Here is a 20,038-nt window from a genome sequence, read left to right as displayed (position 1 = left end):
CGCCGGACTGGGGGTCACCGCCGCCTGACTCCGCTCCCGAGCAACCCGCGAGCAGAAGTGCCCCGGCGACGGACGCGGCCATGGCGGCCCGGAGGCGTCCGAGCGCGCCCGATCCGAATCTGGTCATCTCATCTCCTTGTGTTTCCTACGCACGTCGGCGTGCGTTGCAGGTGCTGGGCGCCCACAGGTCAGGCCTCCAGCGGGTGCAGGCAGGCGGCGCTGTGCGCCCCTGCCGGCAGTTCGGGACGTGCCGCGCGACAGTCCTCCTGGACCAGCGGGCACAGGCCGGCGAACCGGCATCCGGGCTCGGCCCGGCCGTCGACCGTGCCCGCGACCGACCGCATGCGCAGCCCCTCGCCGGCGTGGGCGGCGGGGGTGAGGACGGGCACCGAGTCGTGCAGGATCGCGGTGTACGGGTGTCGCGGCCGGTCCGTCGCCGCGGAGGTGTCGCCCTGCTCGACCACCGTTCCGGCGTACATCACCGCGGTGCGGTCGCAGAGGGTCGACACGACGGACAGGTCGTGCGAGATGAACAGCATCGCCAGGCCCTGCTCCGCCCGCAGCTCGGCCAGCAGCTCCAGGATCTGCGCCTGGATGGACACGTCGAGCGCCGAGACCGGCTCGTCGCAGATCAGCACCTCCGGTCGCAGCACCGTCGCCCGGGCGATCGCCGCGCGCTGGCACTGCCCGCCGGAGACCTCCGACGGACGGCGCCGGGCCATCTGGGGGGAGATGCCGACGCGCTCCAGCTCCTGCAGGGCCCGCTCCCGCCTCTCGGTGGCGTTGCCGCGCTTCCACACCCGCAGCGGCTCGGCGACCGAGTCGAGGAGGGAGCGGCGCGGGTTGAAGGAGCCGGCGGGGTTCTGGAAGATCGCCTGCACCCGCGGCGCGAGCGAGTGGCGCCGGGCAGGTACCGGCGCGCCGTCCAGCAGGATCTCGCCGGCGCTGAGTGCCTGCAGGCCCATCAAGACCCGCGCGGTCGTCGACTTGCCGCAGCCGGACTCCCCGACCAGGCCGAGGATCTCACCCCTGCGGAGCTGCAGGTCGACGTCCTCGATGGCGTGGAACTCCCTGCGGTCGGCGTCCCGGAAGGTGACGCCGCCACCGCGGATCTCCAGCACCGGCGTGAGCGCGTCGTTCATCTCGCCTCCTCGGTGCGGACCGGCCTGCTCGCGGGGTTCCAGCAGGCGTACTCATGGCTCGGAGCCTCCGGCACGGGCCGGAAGGCCGGCACCTGGTCGGCGCAGGCCTCGACGGCGTGGGCGCAGCGCGGGGCGAAGCGACAGCCGGCGGGCGGGTGGATCAGGTCGGGCGGCAGGCCTCCGATCGGGCGCGGCAGCTCCCGCCGTCCCTCGCCCATCCGCGGGATCGCGGCGAGGAGTGCGTTCGTATAGCGCATCCTCGGTGCCCGCAGCACGTCGTCGACCGGTCCGCGCTCGACGATCCGACCGGCGTACATCACGGCGACGGAGTCGGTGTGCTGGGCGACGACGCCCAGGTCGTGGCTGACCATCACCAGGCCGATGGACAGCTCACGGCACAGCTCGTCGAAGAGCTCGAGGATCCGGGCCTGGACGGTGACGTCGAGCGCGGTCGTCGGCTCGTCGGCGAACAGCAGGGACGGCCGGTTGGCGACCGCGATCGCGATCATCACCCGCTGGCGCATCCCTCCGGACAGCTCGTGCGCCCGGGCACGGAGGCGGCGCTCGGCCTGCGGGATGCCGACCATGTCGAGCAGCTCCACCGCACGAGCACGAGCGGCCCTCTTGTCCATCGCCGGATCCCGCCGCAGGGTCTCCACGATCTGGTCGCCCACCGGGGTGATCGGGTGCAGGGAGCTGAGCGGGTCCTGGAAGACCATCGCGATCTCGCGCCCCCACAGGTCGCGTCGCTGGCGATCCCCCATGTCGAGCAGCGAGCGTCCCTGGAAGGTGATCTCGCCGCTGATCCGGGCGTCCTTGCGACCCAGCAGGCCCATCGCCGTACGGGAGAGCACCGACTTGCCCGAGCCGGACTCGCCGACGATCCCGACCCGCTGGCCCTGAGCCACCTCGAGGCTCACCCCGTCCACCGCCCGGAGCGGCCCCCCGGCGGTCGGGAACTCGACGACGAGGTCGGTGATCCGCAGCAGCGGACTCTCAGCGGTCATGCGCTCGCTCCCGTCACCGGGTCGCCGTCGACCAGGAACCTGTCGGAGATCAGGTTCAGGCTGAGGATGGTCAGCAGGAGGAAGGCGGCGGGCACGAGGATGAGCAGCGGCTCGGTGGTCATGTAGATCCGGCCCTCGTTGATCATGCCGCCCCAGGTCGGCTGGGTCCGGGGGACGCCGATCCCCAGGAAGCTCAGGCTGCCCTCGATCAGGATCGCGCGGCCGATGCTCACGAAGCCGAACGCCAGGATCGCCTCGGCGATATTGGGCAGCACGTCGCGGCGCATGATCGAGAGCACCGGCGTGCCGATCACCTCGCTGGCCTCGAGGTACTCCGTCTCCAGCAGTGCCAGCGTCTGCGCGCGGGCCAGCCGGACGAAGACCGGGAACATGGGGACGGTGATCGCGATCATCACGTTGGTCACGCTCGCGCCGAGGAAGGAGGCGAGGCCGAGGGCCAGCACCAGGCCCGGGAAGGCGAGGATCACGTCGACGACGAAGGAGATCACGGCGGCGGCGATCCCGCCGAAGTACGCCGACACCATCCCCAGCGGTACGCCGATCACGGCCGCGATCAGCACCGACCCGATGCCGATCATCACCGAGACCTGCGCGCCGTCCAGGGCGCGGGCGAGCAGGTCGCGACCCAGATTGTCCGCACCCAGCCAGTGGTCGCCGCCCGGTCCGGCGAAGCGGGCGTCGGCGCCGATGTCCAGCGGGTCGATGCCGCGCAGGGGCGGCAGGAGCAGCATGCCGACCACGAGGACCAGCAGCCACGCGGCGGAGAGCCTCTCCGCGATCGTCCAGGGTCGTCCGCGGCGGGAGCGGCGCCGTCGCGCGGGTGTCGGGGTGGGGGCGGGAGCTGCGGTCACCGGGCACCTCCTCGGGTTCGGCGGGATCCCGCCTTGGCCAGACGCGGATCGATCACGGGATAGAGCACGTCCACCAGTGCGTTGACGAGGACGAAGCAGGCGGCGATGACCAGCACCAGTCCCTGGACCTCGATGTAGTCGCGTGCGGTGACCGCGCCGGCGAGCTCGTCGCCGATGCCGGGCAGGCCGAACAGCGACTCCACGACCACTGTCGAGCCGATCAGCATGCCGACGGTGACGCCGATCTGCGTGCTCAGGCCGAGCAGGCTGGGACGCAGCGCGTGGCGGAAGGTGATCCGCGCCGACGAGATGCCCTTCGCCCGGGCCACCTCGATGTAGTCCTGACGCAGGGTCTCCACGAGGTCCGCACGCAGCACCCGCTGATAGAGGGCGAAGGAGGTCCCGGCCAGCGCGATCGCCGGCATGAGCAACGAGGAGAGGTGGGCGGAGACGCCCTCGGACCAGGGCGAGTAGCCGTTGGCGGGCAGCCAGCCCAGCTGGACCGAGAAGATCCACACGAGCACGACCCCCACCACGAAGTCGGGCGTCGAGAGCGAGGTGAACACCCACAGGCTCAGTGCCCGGTCGGTGCCCGTCCGCCGGCGGTGCGCGGCCACGATCGCGGCGGGGATCGCGAGCCCGAGAGCGATGACCTGGCTGAGCAGGATCAGCTCGATGGTGACCGGCGCGCGCTCCGCCAGGATCCGGGTGACCGCCTGTCCCGTGCGATAGGAGCTGCCGAGGTCGCCGGTCACGACGCCGCCGAGCCAGTCGGTGAACCGCTGCATCATCGGCAGGTCGAGGCCGAGCTGGTCGCGCAGGGTCGCGACGGACTGGTCCGTCGCCGCGTCGCCGAGCATGAGGCGAGCCGGGTCGCCGGGAAGCAGCGCGAGGCTGAAGAAGCACAGGGTCGAGACCACCAGCAGCACCGCGACGAGTCGCAGCACCTTCAGGCCGATCCGGAGCAGGCGCGCGCGGTTCACGTGCGGCTCCGGGTCGCGACGAGGCGGTGGGTTCCGGCCGCGAGCTCGAGAGTGCCAGCGTCGCCGACCCGCCAGCCGTCCGGGACGACGAAGGTCGCACTGCCGCCCGCCGGGACGACGATCTCCTGGTCCACCCGGTCGCCGTGATGGACCCAGCGGCTGCCGATCCGGCCGAGCGCGCTGTCGTGGACGGCACCGGCCCAGCCGAGCCGCTCGGAGTACACCGGCCGTACGTCGACCCGGCCCGCGCGAAGCGCACCGCCGACGCCGATGCCGGCCACCTCCTCGAAGAGGGCGGCCCCGACCGCGCCGAGAGCGCAATGGTTGAACGAGTTCATCTGTGCGGTGGACAGCGTGGCGTCGGGCCGCAGTCCGTCCCACTTCTCCCACACCGTCGTGGCTCCGCGCGCGGCCATGTAGAGCCAGCCCGGCATCTCCTCACGCAGCAGCATCTCGTACCCCAGCTCGGCGTGGCCGTGCCGCATCAGTGCCGGCAGCACGTGCTGCACACCGTGGATTCCGGTGGTCACGTGGCCGCGTGCCTGGACCATGGCGGCCAGCCGGTCGGCGGCGACCACCGCGTCCTCGCCCTCGAAGATGCCGAAGCCGATCGCCTGCGCGTACACGGTCTGGGTCGCGCCGGGGATCTCCAGGGAGTCGTGCACGAAGGCCGTGCGGTACGCCGCGCGCACCTCCTCGGCTCGATCGTCGAGGCGGCGGCCCTCGGCGTCGCGACCGGTCCAGCGGGCGAGCTCGGCGAGCTGGCGCAGCGAGCGGTAGGTGTGCGCGGTGCCGACGATCGGGCGGGGCGCGGTCGAGCGCGCCCCGGTCCAGGCGTAGCCGGGGTGCAGCGGCTCGCCGTCCTTCTCCGGCAGCGAGAGCCAGTCGGCGAAGTCGGCGCCGACCTCGTTGACCCGCAGCCCGTCGGGGTTGTGCCGGTCGACGTGATCGCAGAACCGCTCCAGCGCACCGAAGACGCGGTCCACCGTGGTCAGGTCGCCGTAGGTGTCCGCGAGCACATGTGCCATCCGCACGAAGCCGTCGGCCCAGCCCGGTGCACCCGGTCGACGGTCGCCCGGCGGCACCGGCGACACGTAGGAGCGGATCTCTCCGTCCGGTCCCTGCGTGTCGGCGATGTCCTGGACGAACTTCCCGAGGAAGGACGCGACGTCGAGGAAGTAGCGCGCGGTCGGCGCGATCACCCCGGCGTCGCCGAGCCAGCCGAGCCGCTCGTCGCGCTGCGGGCAGTCGGTCGGCACCTCGATGAAGTTGTCCCGTACCGTCCACTCGATCGCCGAGGCGAAGCTGTTGAGCAGCGCGTTGCTGCTCTCGAACCGGCCGACCTCCTCGGGCAGCGCGGTCAGCGTGACCGCCTCGACCTCGACGTCGTCGGGGAGGGCGTAGTTGCCGTAGGCGTCGGTGCTGGGCAGGCCCCAGATCTCGGCGTAGCGGAAGCCGTGCACGGTGAACCGGGGCTCCAGGGTCTGCCGGCCCTCGCCGTCGCCGGCGAAGCGGTCCTCGGCGAAGGCGCCGCGCAGGTTGTCGCGGTAGACGAGGTCCTCGGGCGTGAGCATCTCGCCGTGCCGGACGACGACCTCGGTGCGGGGCAGCAGCGCCGAGGTCACCCGGGTCCAGCCGACGAGGTTCTGGCCGAAGTCGAAGACCACCGGTCCGCGGCCGTGCTCGCGCACCAGCTCGCCGGTGCGGACCTCCAGGACGCTGACCGTGTCGTGCGGCTGCGGGGTGATCTCCGGGAACGGGTCGGGTGTGATGGTCTCGGCCGCGGCCCAGCCGGCGTCGTCGTAGCCGGGGTCGGTCCATCCGTGCGGTTCGCGGCGCAGGTCGAGGATCTCGCCGCGGAGCATGTCGGTGGCCCGGACCGCGCCGGTGCCCGCGCGCCACTCCTGCGACGTGCCGAGCAGCAGCGTGCGCTCCCCGGCGGGTGTGGTCGACTCGAGCTGGAGGCGCAGGGCGGGTCGCTCGCCGTACAGGCCGGGGACGCGGAGCAGGCCGACCCGGCCGGCGTACCAGCCCTTGGCGAGGGCGACGGCGACGACGTTCCGGCCGGGGCGCAGGCGCGCCTCGACGGCGAAGGTCTGGTGGTGCACCCGGACGCCGTACTCGGTCCATCCGGGGCGGAGGAGGTCGTCGGCGGTGATCTCGACGCCGTTGACCCAGATCCGGTAGATGCCGAGCGCGGTGACGTACAGCCGCGCGGCCTCGGGGACCTCGGCGAGCTCGATCTCGCGGCGCAGGTACGGCGCCGGGTCGTCGGTCTCCCGGGCGAACGGGTTGACCGGGGCGGCGATCCACGGTGCCTGCCACTGCGCGCTGCCGGCGAGCCCGAACTCGACGGCCGCGGTCTCGCTGGTCCAGGCGTCGTCGGCGCTGCGCACCCGCCACTCGAGACGGCGGGCGGTCGCGGCGACCTCGGCCGGGAGGGCCGCGACCGGACGGTCGACCGCGGACCTCCAGACCTGCTCACCGGCGAGCGTCGCCTCGACCACGAAGCCGGTCCCGGGCGCGACGGCGGCACCGGGCTCCCAGGTCAGCGTGGTCGCGCGCACCGGCAGTCCGAGCGCGTGCCGCCGGAAGCCGGCACGCAGGCGGTGGTCCTCACGTGCGGGCAGCCCGGCGCGCACCTCGGTCGCGGGCACTGCCAGCGGGGCGAGGGTGGCGACCTCGGCAGGGACCTGCTTCACGGAGTCTCACTTCCTCTCGGGCGACACGCGAGGGCGTCGAACCGGGCAGGGCGCAGTGCCTGGCCGTCGGGGCGGGAACGGCCCGGTCGTCCCTCACGATCTCCGCCCTCGTCCGGCGACGGCCGGTCTCGGCGGATGCCCTCACCTTGGTGTACCGTCCGTCACATGTCAAGTAGGCGAACCGAAGTTCAAGTAGATGAACTCTTGATGCCGCGCACTCCCCGCCGGCTCCCCCGCTGGCGCGACCTCGCCCCGCTGATCCGCTTCCGGCGTCCCGCCTTCGGCCGGCGCCACCGGCTCGAGCAGGCCCACACCATCGAGGAACTGCGCGCGATGGCGCGGCGCCGGACCCCCCGTGCGGCGTTCGACTACACCGACGGAGCGGCCGACGCGGAGGTCTCGCTCGACCGCGCCCGCGCGACCTTCCGCGAGCTGACCTTCCACCCCGAGATCCTCCGGGATGTGAGCAGCCTCGACCTGTCGGTCGAGATCCTCGGCGCGAGCAGCCGGCTGCCCTTCGGCATCGCCCCGACCGGGTTCACCCGGCTGATGCACAGCGAGGGGGAGATCGCCGGCGCGGTCGCCGCCCAGCGAGCGGGCATCCCGTACACGCTCTCGACGATGGCGACCACCTCGCTCGAGGACGTCGCCTTCGCCGCGCCCGGCGGCCGGCGTTGGTTCCAGCTCTACATGTGGACCGATCGCGAGCGCTCGATCGGGCTGGTCGACCGCGCGGCCGCAGCGGGCTACGACACGCTCGTCGTCACCGTCGACGTGCCGGTAGCCGGCGCCCGGCTGCGCGACGTGCGCAACGGCATGACGATCCCGCCCACCCTCACCCCACGCACCGTCGTCGACGCGATCCCCCGCCCGCGGTGGTGGATCGACCTGCTCACCACGCCTCCGCTGACCTTCGCCTCGCTCACCAGCTGGTCGGGCACGATCGCCGACCTGCTGGACGCCATGTTCGACCCGTCGGTCTCCTACGACGACCTGGCCTGGCTGCGCGAGCGGTGGCCCGGGAAGCTCGTGGTCAAGGGCATCCAGACCGTCGAGGACGCCCGCCGCGTCGTCGACGCCGGCGCGGACGCCGTCGTCCTCTCCAACCACGGCGGCCGCCAGCTCGACCGGGCGCCGGTACCTCTCACCCTCCTGCCCGAGACCCGCGCCGCAGTCGGGGAGGACACCGGGATCATCCTCGACACCGGCGTCATGCACGGTCAGGACATCGCCGCCGCGCTCGCCCTCGGCGCCGACTTCGTGCTGATCGGGCGCGCCTATCTCTACGGGCTGATGGCCGGCGGCCTGCCCGGCGTGGAGCGCAGCATCTCCATCCTGGAGTCCCAGCTCGCCCGCACCATGCGCCTGCTCGGCGCACGCTCGGTTGCCGAGCTGGCACCGCGCCACGTCACCCTGCCCGGGGCACGGCGATGACGACCCTGGCAGCCGCCTGGCGCAGCCGGGTCGCGGCCCGGCCCGACGGGGTGGCGCTGAGTCACCGCGGCCGGCGCTGGAGCGCCGCCGAGCTGGACGCCGACGCCGCCGCGCTCGCCGCCGAGCTGGCCGAGCGCGGCGTCGGCGCCGGGGACCGGGTCGCGCTGCACCTGCAGAACGTGCCCGCCTTCCCCCTCGCCCTGCTGGCCCTGTGGCGGCTCGGCGCGGTGGGCGTGCTGGCCAACCCGATGTACCGCGACCGCGAGCTGCGCCACCTCCTCGCCGACTCCGGTGCCGTGGGCGTCCTCACCTCCACCGCCGACATCGACGAGCTCCGGCACGCGGCCGAGGGGACGAGCGTCGCGTGGTGGCTCGGCGTCGCCGACGACGACCCCACCCTGGCCGACGTGATCGCCGCGCACGCCGGCGCCGTACCCGAGCACGCCGTCGCCCCCGCCGACCTCGCGATACTCACCTACACCTCGGGCACCACCGGGCCGCCGAAGGGCGCGATGAACACCCACGGCAACGTGCTGGCGACCGTCGAGCGGTTCGGCGACTGGATCGGGCTGAGTGACGAGGACGTCGTGTACGCCGCCGCGCCCCTCTTCCACATCACCGGAGCGGTCGCCTCGGGTGCGCTCGCGCTCGTCGGCGGAGGCACCCTCGCGCTGTCGGGCCGCTTCGACCCCGCCGATGCGGTCAGGACCATCGAGGCCGAGGGGGCGACGTTCACCATCGCCTCGATCACCGCCTTCCACGCGATCGAGCAGCTGGACTGGGCGGAACGCCGCCACCTGACGTCACTGCGCGCCGTCTACACCGGCGGGGCTCCCGTCCCCCAGGCCTCGATCGACCGGTTCCGGGAGCGCTTCGGCGTCGCGCTCCACAACGTCTACGGCATGACCGAGTCGACGTCGGCCGTGATCGCCGTCCCGCTCGGCGACGCCGCCCCGGTCGACCCCCTCTCCGGCGCCGCCGCCATCGGCCGGGCACTGCCCGGTGTCGGCATCGAGGTCGTCACCGACGAGGACGATCCCACCGCGCCCGGGGAGCCCGGCGAGCTGGTGCTCACCGGCGCTCAGGTCGTGCCGGGCTACTGGGGCAACCCGGAGGCCACTGGGCGCACCATGCCCGCGGGCCGGCTGCACACCGGCGACGTCGTCGTGGTCGACGTACACGGCTGGATCTACCTGGTCGACCGGCTCAAGGACCAGATCAACGTCTCCGGCTACAAGGTGTGGCCGCGCGAGGTCGAGGACGTCCTCTACGAGCACCCCGCCGTGCACGAGGCGGCCGTGATCGGCCGGCCCGACGACTACCGCGGTGAGGCCGTGGTCGCGCACGTCGTCCTCGCCGCGGGGCGCACCACCACCCCGAGGAGCTCATCGCGCACACCCGCACCCGGCTGGCGGCGTACAAGGCACCGCGCGAGGTGCATCTGGTCGCGGACCTCCCGAAGACCGCCACCGGGAAGATCCGCCGCGACGACCTGCGGGGCTGACGGCCGCGACCACTTCGCGCCCCATGCGTATTCGTCGAGATATCCCGGAACTCTCGACGAATACGCACGGGGCGCGGTACTCAGTACGACTTGGGCAGCCCAGAGAGTGCATGGCGACGAAGTTGAGGATCATCTCCCGGCTGACGGGGGCGATCCGGCCGAGGCGGGCGGCGACGAGCTGGTTGCCGAGGCCGAGCTCGGTGGTCAGTCCGCTTCCGCCGTGGGTCTGGACCGCGACGTCGAGCGCGTTGCAGGCGATCTCGCCGCCGGCGTACTTGGCCATGTTGGCGTACTCGCCCGCCGTGAAGTCGTCGCCGGCGTCGTAGAGCGCGGCCGCCTTCTGCATCAGCAGCCGGGCCTGCTCGAGCTCGATCTTCACCTTGGCCAGCGGGTGCGCGATGCCCTGGTGGGCGCCGATCGGCTGGTCCTTCCACACGGTGCGGGTCTTGGCGTAGTCGACCGCCTTCTCCAGCGCGTAGCGGGCCTGGCCGCAGGTCATCGCCGCGCCCATGATCCGCTCCGGGTTGAGGCCGGCGAAGAGCTGCCACAGGCCGCCGTCCTCGTCGCCGACCAGCGCGTCATCCGGCAGCCGGACGTCGTCGAAGAAGAGCGTCCACTGCTTCTCCGGAGCGACGAACTCCATCGGGATGTGCTGCCGCTCGAGACCGGGTGCGTCGGTCGGCATCAGGAACAGCGCGGGCTTGAGCTTGCCGGTCTTGGCGTCGGCGGTGCGCGCCACGACCAGGATCACGTCGGCCTCGTCGACCCCGGAGATGAACGTCTTCTGGCCCTTGATCACCCAGGAATCGCCGTCGCGCGTCGCGGTGGTGGCGATCTGGTGGCTGTTGGAGCCGGCGTCGGGCTCGGTGATCGCGAACGCGGCGACGGTCTCGCCGCTGGCGATCCCCGGCAGCCACTGGCGCTTCTGCTCCTCGGTGCCGCAGCGGGTGATGATCGAGCCGACGATCGCCGGCGAGACGACCATCATCAGCAGCGGGGCGCCCTGCGCGGACGCCTCCTCGAGGACGGCCGCCAGGTCGCCCATGCCGCCGCCCCCGCCGCCGTACTCCTCGGGGATGTTGACGCCGATGAAGCCGTGCTTGCCGAAGTCGTCCCACAGGGCGGTCGTCTTCTCGCCCTTGCGGGCCTGCACGGCGACATAGGCGTGGCCGTACTTCCCGGCCAGGGCCTTGACGGACTCGCGCAGCGCGACCCGCTCCTCGGACTCGGTGAACGGGATGGTCATGCGTCGTCTCCTTCGGACTCGGCGGCCTCGGTGGCCTCTACGACGGCGAGCACGGCGCCCGCCTCGACCTGCTGACCGGCGGCCGCCGACAGCTCGGTGACGGTGCCCGCATAGGGCGCTGCGATGGTGTGCTGCATCTTCATGGCCTCCATCACGAGGATGGTCTGCCCTTCCTGTACGACGTCCCCGACCGCCGCGCTGACCGAGACCACGCTGCCGGGCATGGGCGCGAGCATCGAGCCCGCCGCGACCTGGGTGGCGGGGTCGACGAAGCGGGGCACGATCCGCAGCGTGGACCCGCCGCGCGGGCCGTCGACCAGCACCACGTCGGTGAGCACGCGGACGTCGTAGCGCCGGGTCACCCCGTCGGTCTCGAGGACCACCTCGGCCGGCGTCGCCGCGACGACGGTGACGTCCTCCCGGTCGGCGCTGCGGTAGCCGGCGGTGCCGCCGCACCAGAGCACCTCGACCTCGTCCCCACCCACGCCGCCCACGCCGAAGCGGGTCGAGCGCGGCCCGGCCGCCACATTGCGGAAGCCGGCCGGGATCCGGGACTGCACCCGTGCGGTGGTGCGGCGGTGCTCGGCCAGCGCGACCGCGCCGGCGAACGGCAGCAGGTCGTCGGCGCCCGCGGTGGCGAGGGTCTCCGGGTGGTCGGCGTAGAACGACGTGGCCAGGCCGGCCGGGTCGAGGAAGGCCGGGTGCCGCAGCGAGGCGACCAGCTGGTCGCGGTTCGTGGTCAGGCCGTGGATCCGGGCCGTCTCCAGGGTCCGCGCCAGCAGACGTGCCGCCTTCTCGCGACTCGACGCATGCACGATGACCTTGGCCAGCATCGCGTCGTAGAAGGTGCCGACGTCATCGCCGGTCTCGAAGCCGGTGTCGACCCGGACCCCGAAGGCGGGCGAGTCAAACTCGTAGTCGTGCTCGACAGAGAACTCCAGCAGACGGCCGGTCTGAGGGGCATAGTCGGCGGACGGATCCTCCGCATAGAGCCGGACCTCGATGGCGTGTCCTCGATGGCGAGTGCCAGGCCAGTCGTCGCTGCGATCGCCGAGCGACCGACCCTCCGCGATCGCGATCTGCAGGGCGACCAGGTCGACGTCGCACGTTGCCTCGGTGACCGGGTGCTCGACCTGGAGGCGGGTATTCATCTCGAGGAAGTAGAACTTCTCGGTGTCCGCGTCGTAGAGGAATTCGACCGTCCCCGCGCCGACATAGTCCACGCTCGCTGCCGCATCCCGGGCCGCCTCCTGGATGCGTCGCTCCACTTCGGCCGAGAGCCCCGGAGCGGGTGCCTCCTCGACGACCTTCTGGTGACGACGCTGCAGCGAGCAATCTCGTGTCCCGAACGGGATGACAGTCTTGCCGTCGCCGACGACCTGGACCTCGACGTGGCGGCCGCGCTCGACGTACGGCTCGACGAAGACCGTGCCGTCGCCGAAGGCCGACTCCGCCTCCGCAGCGGCCTTCTCCACCTCCCCCGGCAGCTCGCCGAGAGAGCGCACCACGCGCATCCCGCGGCCGCCACCGCCGGCGGACGCCTTGACCAGCAGCGGCAGGTCGTCCTCGGTGGCCGTATCGACGGTGAGATTGCCGAGCACCGGCACGCCGGCGGCCTCCATCAGCTTCTTGGACTCGATCTTCGAGCCCATCCGCTCGATGGAGTCCGGCGCCGGGCCGACCCAGACCAGCCCGGCCGCCTCGACGGCGTTGGCGAAGTCGGCGTTCTCGGACAGGAATCCGTAGCCGGGGTGGATCGCGTCCGCGCCCGCCCGCCGGGCGGCGTCGATGATCAGCTCGCCGCGCAGGTAGGTCTCGGCGGGCGTGTTCCCCGACAGCCGTACGGCGGCATCCGCCTCAGCCACGAACGGCAGCCCCGCGTCGGCGTCGGAGTGCACCGCCACCGTCTCGATGCCGAGGTCCCGGCAGGTGCGGAACACGCGGCGGGCGATCTCGCCGCGGTTGGCGACCAGGAGTCTCTGGATGGTCACGGGAAGCACCTCACATGCGGAAGACGCCGAAGTTCATGGCGCCCTCGATCGGCTGGTTGTCGATGACGGACAGGCAGATCCCCAGCACCGTGCGGGTGTCGCGCGGGTCGATGACCCCGTCGTCGTACACCATCCCGGACAGCACGTAGGGCAGGGACTGCTCCTCGATCTGGGTCTCGACCATCTCCTTGATCGCCTTGAACCCCTCGGCGTCGAAGGGCTGGCCCTTCTTCTCCGCCGACTCGCGCGCCACGATCTCCAGCACCCCGGCCAGCTGCGCCGGGCCCATCACCGACGACTTCGCCGAGGGCCAGGTGAACAGGAACCGCGGATCGTAGGCGCGACCGTTCATGCCGTAGTTGCCGGCGCCGTAGGAGGCACCCATGATCACCGTCAGGTGCGGGACCTTCGAGTTGGAGACCGCGTTGATCATCATCGCGCCGTGCTTGATGATCCCGCCCTGCTCGTACTCCGCGCCCACCATGTAGCCGGTGGTGTTGTGCAGGAACAGCAGCGGGGTGTCCTTCTGGTTGGCCAACTGGATGAACTGCGCGGCCTTCTGCGCCTCCTCGCTCATCAGCACCCCGCGGGCGTTGGCGATGATCCCGATCGGGTGACCGTGCAGCTGCGCCCACCCGACGCACAGCGCCGAGCCGTAGAGCGGCTTGAACTCGTCGAACGCCACCTCGTTCCCGGGACCCGTCCCGTCCACGATGCGCAGGATCGCCTCACGCGGGTCGAACGGCTCCTTGAGGTCGGTGGGGATCAGGTCGAGCAGGTCCTCCGGGTCGAGGTCCGGCTCGGCGTACGTGGTGGCCGGCGAAACCCCGGCCTTGCGCCAGTTCAACCGGGCGACGGTACGGCGAGCCAACCGCAGCGCGTCGTGCTCGTCGACCGCCAGGAAGTCCGAGGAGCCGGAGACCCGCGAGTGCATCTCGGCGCCGCCGAGGGTCTCGTCGTCGGACTCCTCACCCGTCGCCATCTTCACCAGCGGCGGCCCGGCCAGGAACACCTTGGCCTGCTCCTTGACCATGATCACGTAGTCGCTCATGCCGGGGACGTACGCGCCGCCCGCGGTCGAGTTCCCGAACACCACCGAGATGGTGGGCTGCTTGCGCGCGCTGGCCCGGGTCAGGTCCCGGAACCCGCGCCCGCCGGGGATGAAGATCTCCTTCTGGGTGGGCAGGTCCGCGCCACCCGACTCGGTGAGGTTGATCAGCGGGAGCATGTTCTTCTCCGCGATCTCGCCGGCCCGGAACGACTTCCGCAGCGACCACGGGTTGAGCGCGCCGCCCTTCACCGTCGGGTCGTTGGCGACGATCATGCACTCCACGCCCTCGACCACGCCGATGCCGGTGACGAGCGAGGCGCCGACCGCGAAGTCGCTCCCCCAGCCCGCCAGCGGCATCAGCTCCAGGAACGCCGAGCCCTCGTCGACCAACAGCTCGATCCGCTCCCGAGCGGTCAGCTTGCCCCGCTCGTGGTGGCGCGCGATGTACTTGCCGCCGGCCTCGACCGCCTTGGCCTGCTCGGCGTGCAGGTCCGCGATCTTGGCCTCCATGGCCGTACGCCGGTCCTGCTCCGGCGCCTCCGCCTCCGTCGTGGTCATGCCTCCAGCACCGCCTTCATCCTCTCCAGGGTCGTGCGCATCCCGCGCTCGTTGGTCCGGCCGCGCAGCCGGCCCAGCAGGAGCCAGTAGCCGCGGATGTACCAGGCCGGCGTGAGCCGGAAGTACTCGGTGACGCTCGTGCCCTCGTTCTCGGGCTGCATCCGGTAGCCCCACGTGTTGATCGGGTGCTCGTCGAGGCCTACGCCGAACTCGAAGACCCCCACTCCTTTGTCGTCAGGCGGGACACACGCGGTCACCGTGCAGGGCGTCCAGTACGTCGGCCCGACGCCGTTGCGCTTGACGTGCCCCTTGAACCGGGCGCCGACCGCGGGACCGGTGGCGCCGTGGGTCCAGACCGCCTCGAAGGTCTCCGGGGAGAACTCGCCGATCCGGCTCACGTCGCTGACCAGCGCCCACACGTCCTCGACCGGCGCCCTCATGTGGACCGTGACCTCGCCGCCGAGCGGCTTCAGGATCCCCATCAGGCATAGCCCAGCAGGCGGGCGGCGAGGTCGGTGAGGACCTCGGTCGCGCCGCCGCCGATCGGGAGCAGCCGGGCGTCGCGGTAGTGCCGCTCGACCTCGGTGCCGTGCATGTACCCGGTGCCGCCGTGCAGCTGGACCGCGATGTCGGAGACCGCGACCGCGGTGTCGACGGCGGTCTGCTTGGCCAGGCAGGCCTCGGCGATGACGTCCTCACCGGCGACATGACGCTCGGCCACCGCGAGCGTGTACGTCCGGGCGACCTCGACCTGCCGGTGCATCTCGACGAGCTGGGCACGGACGACCTGGTTCTTGTTGAGCGGCTTGCCGAAGGTCTCCCGCTCGCGGGTGTACTGCGCCGCGAGGTCGAGGCAGCGCTTCGCGTGCCCGTAGCCCATCAGCGCGAGGAAGATCCGCTCCACCACGAACTGCTGGGCGATGTAGTAGAAGCCCTGGTTCTCCTGCCCGACCAGGTTCTCGACCGGCACCCGGACATCGGCGTACGACAGCTCGGCGGTGTCGGAGCAGTGCCAGCCCATCTTCTTGAGCGATCGCTGGACGGTGAAGCCGGGCGTGCCCTTGTCGACCACGATCAGCGAGATGCCGGCGTGGCCCTCCTCGCCGGTGCGGCAGGCGGTGACGACGAAGTCGCCGCGGACCGCGGAGGTGATGAACGTCTTGGCGCCGTTGATGACGTACTGATCGCCGTCACGCACCGCCCGCGTCGTGATGCCGGCGACGTCGGACCCGCCGCCCGGCTCGGTGATGCCGAGGCCGCCGATCATCTCGCCGCGCAGGGTGGGGCGGACGTAGCGGTCGATGAGGTACGGCGAGCCGTTCTCCACCATGTGCGGGACCGAGATGCCGTGGGTGAACAGCGAGGCCATCAGCCCGCCGGACGCGCCCGCCTCCATCAGGCCCTCCTGCAGCGCGCACGCGTCGAGCAGGTCGCCGCCCTCGCCGCCGACCTCCTCGGGGTAGCCGACGCTGAGCAGGCCGGCCTTGGCGGCGGCCTCGGTGAGGCTGCGCGGCAGCTCGCCGGCGTCCTCCCACTCCTGCAGGCCGGGCATGATCTCGCGGCGCGCGAACTCCGTCGCCGACTCCTTGAGCGCCTGGCGCTCCGCTGACCAATGCATCAGACGAGGTCCTCCTGGATGTGGACGATCCGGCTGCGGACCCACTCGCCCAGGCCCTTGGCCTGCGGGTCGAACCGGGTGGACGCGGCGACCCCGTCGCCGAGCAGGCCGTGGATGACGACGTTGACCGCGCCCAGGTTGGGCAGCACGTAGACGTCGACGTCGAGCTCCCTCGCCTCGGGGATCAGCTCGCGGATCTTGCGGTCCTTGACGATCTTGGCGAGCCACTGCACCCGCGCCTCGTACTTCGGCGAGCCGTCGTTCTTGACCCACAGCCCGAGGTTGGCATCGCCGCCCTTGTCGCCGGAGCGGGCGTGCACGAAGGTGCCGAGCGGCATCTTGCGGGTGATCGTGTCGGGCGGGGCGGGGTACGGCGAGGGCCGCCGCCCCACGTCCGGGTCCAGCTCCGCCGGGCCGGCGAACACGGTCGGGTCGGCGATCACCTCGCGGGTGCCGTCGTGGTGGACGACCGTGTGCTCCACCTGCCCCCTGTCGACGTACTCCGGGGTGTAGACGCCGAACGGCGAGGGCTTCTGGGGCGGCGTGGTCATCGTGAAGCCGGGGTACGACGCGAGCGCGAGCTCGACGGCGGGCCCGGTGAAGGGCTTGCCGAGCGGTCCGGCCTCGGGGTCCTTGCCGATGCAGCGCAGGATCACCGAGGCGCCCTCCTCGGTGTCGGCGTCGCCGCCGCGGGCGGGGGTCTGGGTCCAGGTGATGTCGGCGGCGGTCAGCTGGGGGTCGAGCTGCGACCGGACCCAGGCGGCCTTGGCGTCGATGTCGAGGCCGGTGAGCACGAACTCCACCTGGTTGCGGTAGCCGCCGAGCCGGTTGACCGCGACCTTGAGCTGCTCGGCGGGCGGGGCGCCGGTGACGCCGGAGATCTGGACGCGATCAGGCGCCTGCTGACGCAGCCGGATCGAGTCGAGGCGGGTGGTGACGTCGGGGTTGAGGTAGCGCGTCGTCTGGATCTCGTAGAGCAGCTGGGCGGTCACGGTGTCGACGGTGACCGCGCCGCCGGTGCCGTCGTGCTTGGTGATCACGCTGCTGCCGTCGGCGGCGACCTCGGCGATCGGGAAGCCGAGCGGACGGTCCATCGGCGCGCCGGCCTTGAACAGGTCGGTGAACCCGGAGAAGTTGCCGCCCGTGGCCTGGGTGCCGCACTCGATGACATGGCCGGCGACGACGGCGCCGGCCAGGGCGTCGTAGTCGGTGGGGGTCCAGCCGTGGTGGGCGATCGCGGGACCGACGACGACACTGGCGTCGGTGACGCGCCCGGTGACGACGATGTCGGCGCCACGGGTCAGGGCGGCGGCGATGCCGAACGCGCCGAGGTAGGCGTTGGCGGTGAGCGCTCCCTCACTGATGCCTGTCTCTTGGGGATCGGCCGCGCGCAGGTCGTCGCCCTCGACGTACGCCACCTTGGCGCCGAGCCCCAGCTCGGCCGCGAGCTTCTGGATCTGGGTGGCGAGGCCGGCGGGGTTGAGACCGCCGGCGTTGCTGACGATCCTCACGCCCTTGTCGAGGGCGAGGCCCAGGGTGCCCTCGAGCTGCTTGAGGAAGGTGCGGGCGTAGCCGAGGTCGGCGTCGCGCAGGGTGTCCATGCCGAGGATGAGCATGGTCAGCTCGGCGAGGTAGTCGCCGGTGACGACGTCGACGTCGCCGCCCTCGAGCTGCTCCTGCAGCGCACTCAGGCGGTCGCCGTAGAAGCCGCTGCAGTTGGCGATCTTCAGGGGTGAAGTCATCGGGGATCCCTCCCGCCACCGGCCGGACCGGCGAACGCCTGCGCGATGGTGAGCCACTTCTCGGCGTCGTCGCCGACGGCCACCAGGTCGGTGTCGTCGCGGTGGATGCGCTGGGTGACCAGCCGGCAGAAGTCGTACGACGCTCCGCTCACGGTCTGCTTCGCATCCGGAGGTCCCCAGGTCCACAGCTCCCCGCTGGGAGCCGTGAGCTCCACGCGGAAGTCCTCGGCCGGCGGCTCCAGGCCGTTGTTGGCGTAGGCGAAGTCCCGGGTGCGCACGCCGATGTGGGCGACATGCTTGATCCGGTCGGTCGGCTCCGGCACCGCGCCGATCGTCTCGTAGACGTCCAGCCCGTGCGCCCACGTCTCCATGAACCTCGCCGTCGCCATCGACGTCGGCGACATGGGCGGCCCGAACCACGGCATCTTGGTGCCCGCGGGCCGGGCGCGCAGGGCCGTGACGAGTCCGGCGCGGGCGATGTCCCAGCGACCCAGCAGCTCGGCGGGCGGGAGCGCGGCGAGCTCGTGGGCGCTGGCGTCCACGAACCCGGCCGGGTCCTCGATCGCCTTCAGCACGACGGCGTCCCAGGCCTCCTTGCCCTCCTCGGTGTCGGCACCGGCGGCGAGCACGGCCACCTCGTCGGTCCAGGCCAGGTGGGCGATCTGGGTGGCCACCGTCCAGCCCGCGGCCGGCGTGTCCCGGGTCCAGGCGTCGGCCGCCGCGACGGCCGTCCGGAGCAGGTGACTCTCCGTGTGGAGGTCGGCGAGCAGCTCGTCGAGGACGTTCGTCATGGCTTCTCCCGGGGGTCGAGGGCCGCGTCGAGCGTGCGCGCCCACTGGTTGAGGATGCGACGGCGCCGGCGGGCGTCGTCGCCGAGCGTGTTGGCGAGCCCGAGGCCGCGGACCAGGTCGAGGGTGGCCTGCACGAGCTCGCGTACGCCGGGCACCGACTCGTCGGCGCCGAGCAGCTCGACGGTCAGCCGGTGGGTCTCGCGCCCGACGTGCTGCTCCAGCGGCCCGACCGCCTCGTGCAGGGACGGATCGGTGCGGGCCGCCACCCACAGCTCCAGCGCGGCGGTGAACACGGGCGAGGCGAAGTGCTCGCCGAGCATCTGCACGACCGCCTCGGTCCGCCCCTCCCCCTGCGGCAGCCTGGCGACCGCGGCCTCGAGGTCGGAGCCGCGGATCGCGGTGAGATGGCTGACCGCCGCGACGACGAGGTCGTTCTTGGTCGGGAAGTGGTGCAGCTGCGCTCCCCGGCTGACGCCCGCGCGCTCGGAGACCAGCGTGGTCGTCGTACCGCCGAAGCCCCTCTCGACCAGCAGCTCCACGGTCGCGTCCATCAGCCGCTGCCGCATCGCACGGGTCCGCTCCTCCTGGGGGACGCGGGCGGTCGCGGGCGTGGTCACGACGTCAGCATGGCGCCGGACAAACAAACAGTCAAGCCTGACTTTAAATGCGGGACCGCCGGCCAGCGGGCTACGGTGGTGCCGGCCAGCCCGGGAGCGCACCGGGTGGCCGCTCCCGCAGTCGCCGGCGCTCACTCGGAGGAACCGTCATGCACCGCACCCGTCTCGCCGCCGTGGTCGCCCTGGTCCTGACCGGCCTGCTCGTCTCGTCGACGCCGCCCGCCCATGCGGCCAAGGTCCGGGCCCGGGACCTGCCGACCAAGGCCGAGGTGGTGCGGGTGTTCCCGGCCTTCCAGCGCGTCGACATCGGCACGTTCCCGTGGCGCACCGTCAACCACTACGGGGGATCTGCTCCACCTGGGACCAGGTGGACGCGTCCTCCGGCCAGGAGCTCGCGGGCGACGACCTCGCGCGCGGCCGCTCGTTCCGCGCCTCGGTGTTCCAGCTCAGGACCAAGGCGCAGGCCAAGCAGCTCTTCGCGACCTACCGGGCCTATGTGCGCGACTGCGGCGAGCACTGGGCCGGCGTCGACACCACGGTCCAGCGCGCGCGAGTGCCGAAGCTCGGCAAACAGCGGATCGGCTACCGGACCACCGAGACCTTCGCGCCGGAGAAGAACCTGCCGGTCCGCCGGCACTTCACGCTCGTGGTCCGCAAGGGCAAGCGCCTCCTCATCCTGACCGTGCACCAGCCGAAGCGGGTCAAGGCGGCGCAGATGGCGCGGCTCGGCCGGCTCGCCGTGCGCAAGATGGGCTGAGCCGACGGACGTACCATCGGCGT

15 protein-coding genes and 1 pseudogene are annotated in these 20,038 nt (G+C 72.1%); 3 read left to right on the top strand and 13 right to left on the bottom strand.

All coding sequences use genetic code 11. The features are described 5' to 3' along the window. Positions 1 to 188: 188 nt before the first annotated feature. Genes FIV44_RS16270 through FIV44_RS16250 form a run of 5 tightly spaced genes read right to left on the bottom strand, consistent with a single transcriptional unit; the run spans position 189 to position 6,706 of the window. Complete coding sequence (locus FIV44_RS16270) at positions 189 to 1,142, bottom strand: ABC transporter ATP-binding protein (RefSeq protein ID WP_141005343.1); 954 nt, start codon at positions 1,140 to 1,142, stop codon at positions 189 to 191. Beyond that, entirely contained in the window at positions 1,139 to 2,149 is a 1,011-nt protein-coding gene (locus tag FIV44_RS16265; protein WP_141005342.1) for an ABC transporter ATP-binding protein, read from the bottom strand. The genes FIV44_RS16270 and FIV44_RS16265 overlap by 4 nt, the downstream gene beginning before the upstream one ends. Further along, on the bottom strand, positions 2,146 to 3,021 hold the full coding sequence (locus FIV44_RS16260; protein WP_141005341.1) for an ABC transporter permease: 876 nt from the start codon (positions 3,019 to 3,021) through the stop codon (positions 2,146 to 2,148). The genes FIV44_RS16265 and FIV44_RS16260 overlap by 4 nt, the downstream gene beginning before the upstream one ends. Next, positions 3,018 to 4,004 (bottom strand): ABC transporter permease, encoded by a 987-nt coding sequence (locus tag FIV44_RS16255; RefSeq protein WP_141005340.1) that lies wholly within the window; start codon positions 4,002 to 4,004, stop codon positions 3,018 to 3,020. Before FIV44_RS16255 ends, FIV44_RS16260 begins: the two co-directional genes overlap by 4 nt. Then, on the bottom strand, positions 4,001 to 6,706 hold the full coding sequence (locus FIV44_RS16250) for an alpha-L-rhamnosidase (protein WP_141005339.1): 2,706 nt from the start codon (positions 6,704 to 6,706) through the stop codon (positions 4,001 to 4,003). The genes FIV44_RS16255 and FIV44_RS16250 overlap by 4 nt, the downstream gene beginning before the upstream one ends. A 207-nt stretch (positions 6,707 to 6,913) precedes the next feature. On the opposite strand from FIV44_RS16250, the gene FIV44_RS16245 reads away from it, so the two are divergent. Continuing rightward, the gene (locus FIV44_RS16245) at positions 6,914 to 8,140 is read left to right on the top strand and encodes an alpha-hydroxy acid oxidase (protein ID WP_219996041.1); all 1,227 of its coding nucleotides are present in this window, start codon (positions 6,914 to 6,916) and stop codon (positions 8,138 to 8,140) included. Beyond that, positions 8,137 to 9,495, top strand: a pseudogene (locus FIV44_RS32290) (class I adenylate-forming enzyme family protein); the annotation flags it as partial. The gene FIV44_RS16245 and the pseudogene FIV44_RS32290, both read left to right, overlap by 4 nt. Positions 9,496 to 9,525: 30 nt before the next feature. Here FIV44_RS32290 and FIV44_RS32285 read toward each other — a convergent pair. Genes FIV44_RS32285 through FIV44_RS16200 form a run of 8 tightly spaced genes read right to left on the bottom strand, consistent with a single transcriptional unit; the run spans position 9,526 to position 19,258 of the window. Next, the gene (locus tag FIV44_RS32285; RefSeq protein ID WP_141005337.1) at positions 9,526 to 10,890 is read right to left on the bottom strand and encodes an acyl-CoA dehydrogenase family protein; all 1,365 of its coding nucleotides are present in this window, start codon (positions 10,888 to 10,890) and stop codon (positions 9,526 to 9,528) included. After that, positions 10,887 to 12,881, bottom strand: coding sequence for an acetyl/propionyl/methylcrotonyl-CoA carboxylase subunit alpha (locus FIV44_RS16230; protein WP_342778832.1), 1,995 nt, complete (start codon positions 12,879 to 12,881; stop codon positions 10,887 to 10,889). The genes FIV44_RS32285 and FIV44_RS16230 overlap by 4 nt, the downstream gene beginning before the upstream one ends. Positions 12,882 to 12,891: 10 nt before the next feature. Next, complete coding sequence (locus FIV44_RS16225; protein WP_141005335.1) at positions 12,892 to 14,490, bottom strand: acyl-CoA carboxylase subunit beta; 1,599 nt, start codon at positions 14,488 to 14,490, stop codon at positions 12,892 to 12,894. After that, entirely contained in the window at positions 14,487 to 14,972 is a 486-nt protein-coding gene (locus tag FIV44_RS16220) for an SRPBCC family protein (RefSeq protein ID WP_141005334.1), read from the bottom strand. The genes FIV44_RS16225 and FIV44_RS16220 overlap by 4 nt, the downstream gene beginning before the upstream one ends. Next, positions 14,972 to 16,108: an acyl-CoA dehydrogenase family protein gene (locus FIV44_RS16215; RefSeq protein WP_141005333.1), complete on the bottom strand. Its 1,137-nt coding sequence runs from the start codon at positions 16,106 to 16,108 to the stop codon at positions 14,972 to 14,974. Before FIV44_RS16215 ends, FIV44_RS16220 begins: the two co-directional genes overlap by 1 nt. Then, on the bottom strand, positions 16,108 to 17,850 hold the full coding sequence (locus FIV44_RS16210; protein ID WP_141005332.1) for an acyclic terpene utilization AtuA family protein: 1,743 nt from the start codon (positions 17,848 to 17,850) through the stop codon (positions 16,108 to 16,110). Before FIV44_RS16210 ends, FIV44_RS16215 begins: the two co-directional genes overlap by 1 nt. Continuing rightward, the gene (locus FIV44_RS16205) at positions 17,847 to 18,641 is read right to left on the bottom strand and encodes a TIGR03084 family metal-binding protein (protein WP_141005331.1); all 795 of its coding nucleotides are present in this window, start codon (positions 18,639 to 18,641) and stop codon (positions 17,847 to 17,849) included. The genes FIV44_RS16210 and FIV44_RS16205 overlap by 4 nt, the downstream gene beginning before the upstream one ends. Then, the gene (locus tag FIV44_RS16200; protein ID WP_342778831.1) at positions 18,638 to 19,258 is read right to left on the bottom strand and encodes a TetR/AcrR family transcriptional regulator; all 621 of its coding nucleotides are present in this window, start codon (positions 19,256 to 19,258) and stop codon (positions 18,638 to 18,640) included. Before FIV44_RS16200 ends, FIV44_RS16205 begins: the two co-directional genes overlap by 4 nt. Positions 19,259 to 19,625: 367 nt before the next feature. On the opposite strand from FIV44_RS16200, the gene FIV44_RS16195 reads away from it, so the two are divergent. After that, positions 19,626 to 20,015, top strand: coding sequence for a hypothetical protein (locus tag FIV44_RS16195; RefSeq protein WP_141005330.1), 390 nt, complete (start codon positions 19,626 to 19,628; stop codon positions 20,013 to 20,015). Positions 20,016 to 20,038: the final 23 nt, after the last annotated feature.

Source organism: Nocardioides humi (assembly GCF_006494775.1).
GTDB lineage: Bacteria > Actinomycetota > Actinomycetes > Propionibacteriales > Nocardioidaceae > Nocardioides > Nocardioides humi.
Note: the sequence above shows the minus strand (reverse complement) of the source record. Positions and strands in the feature narration are given on the sequence as shown.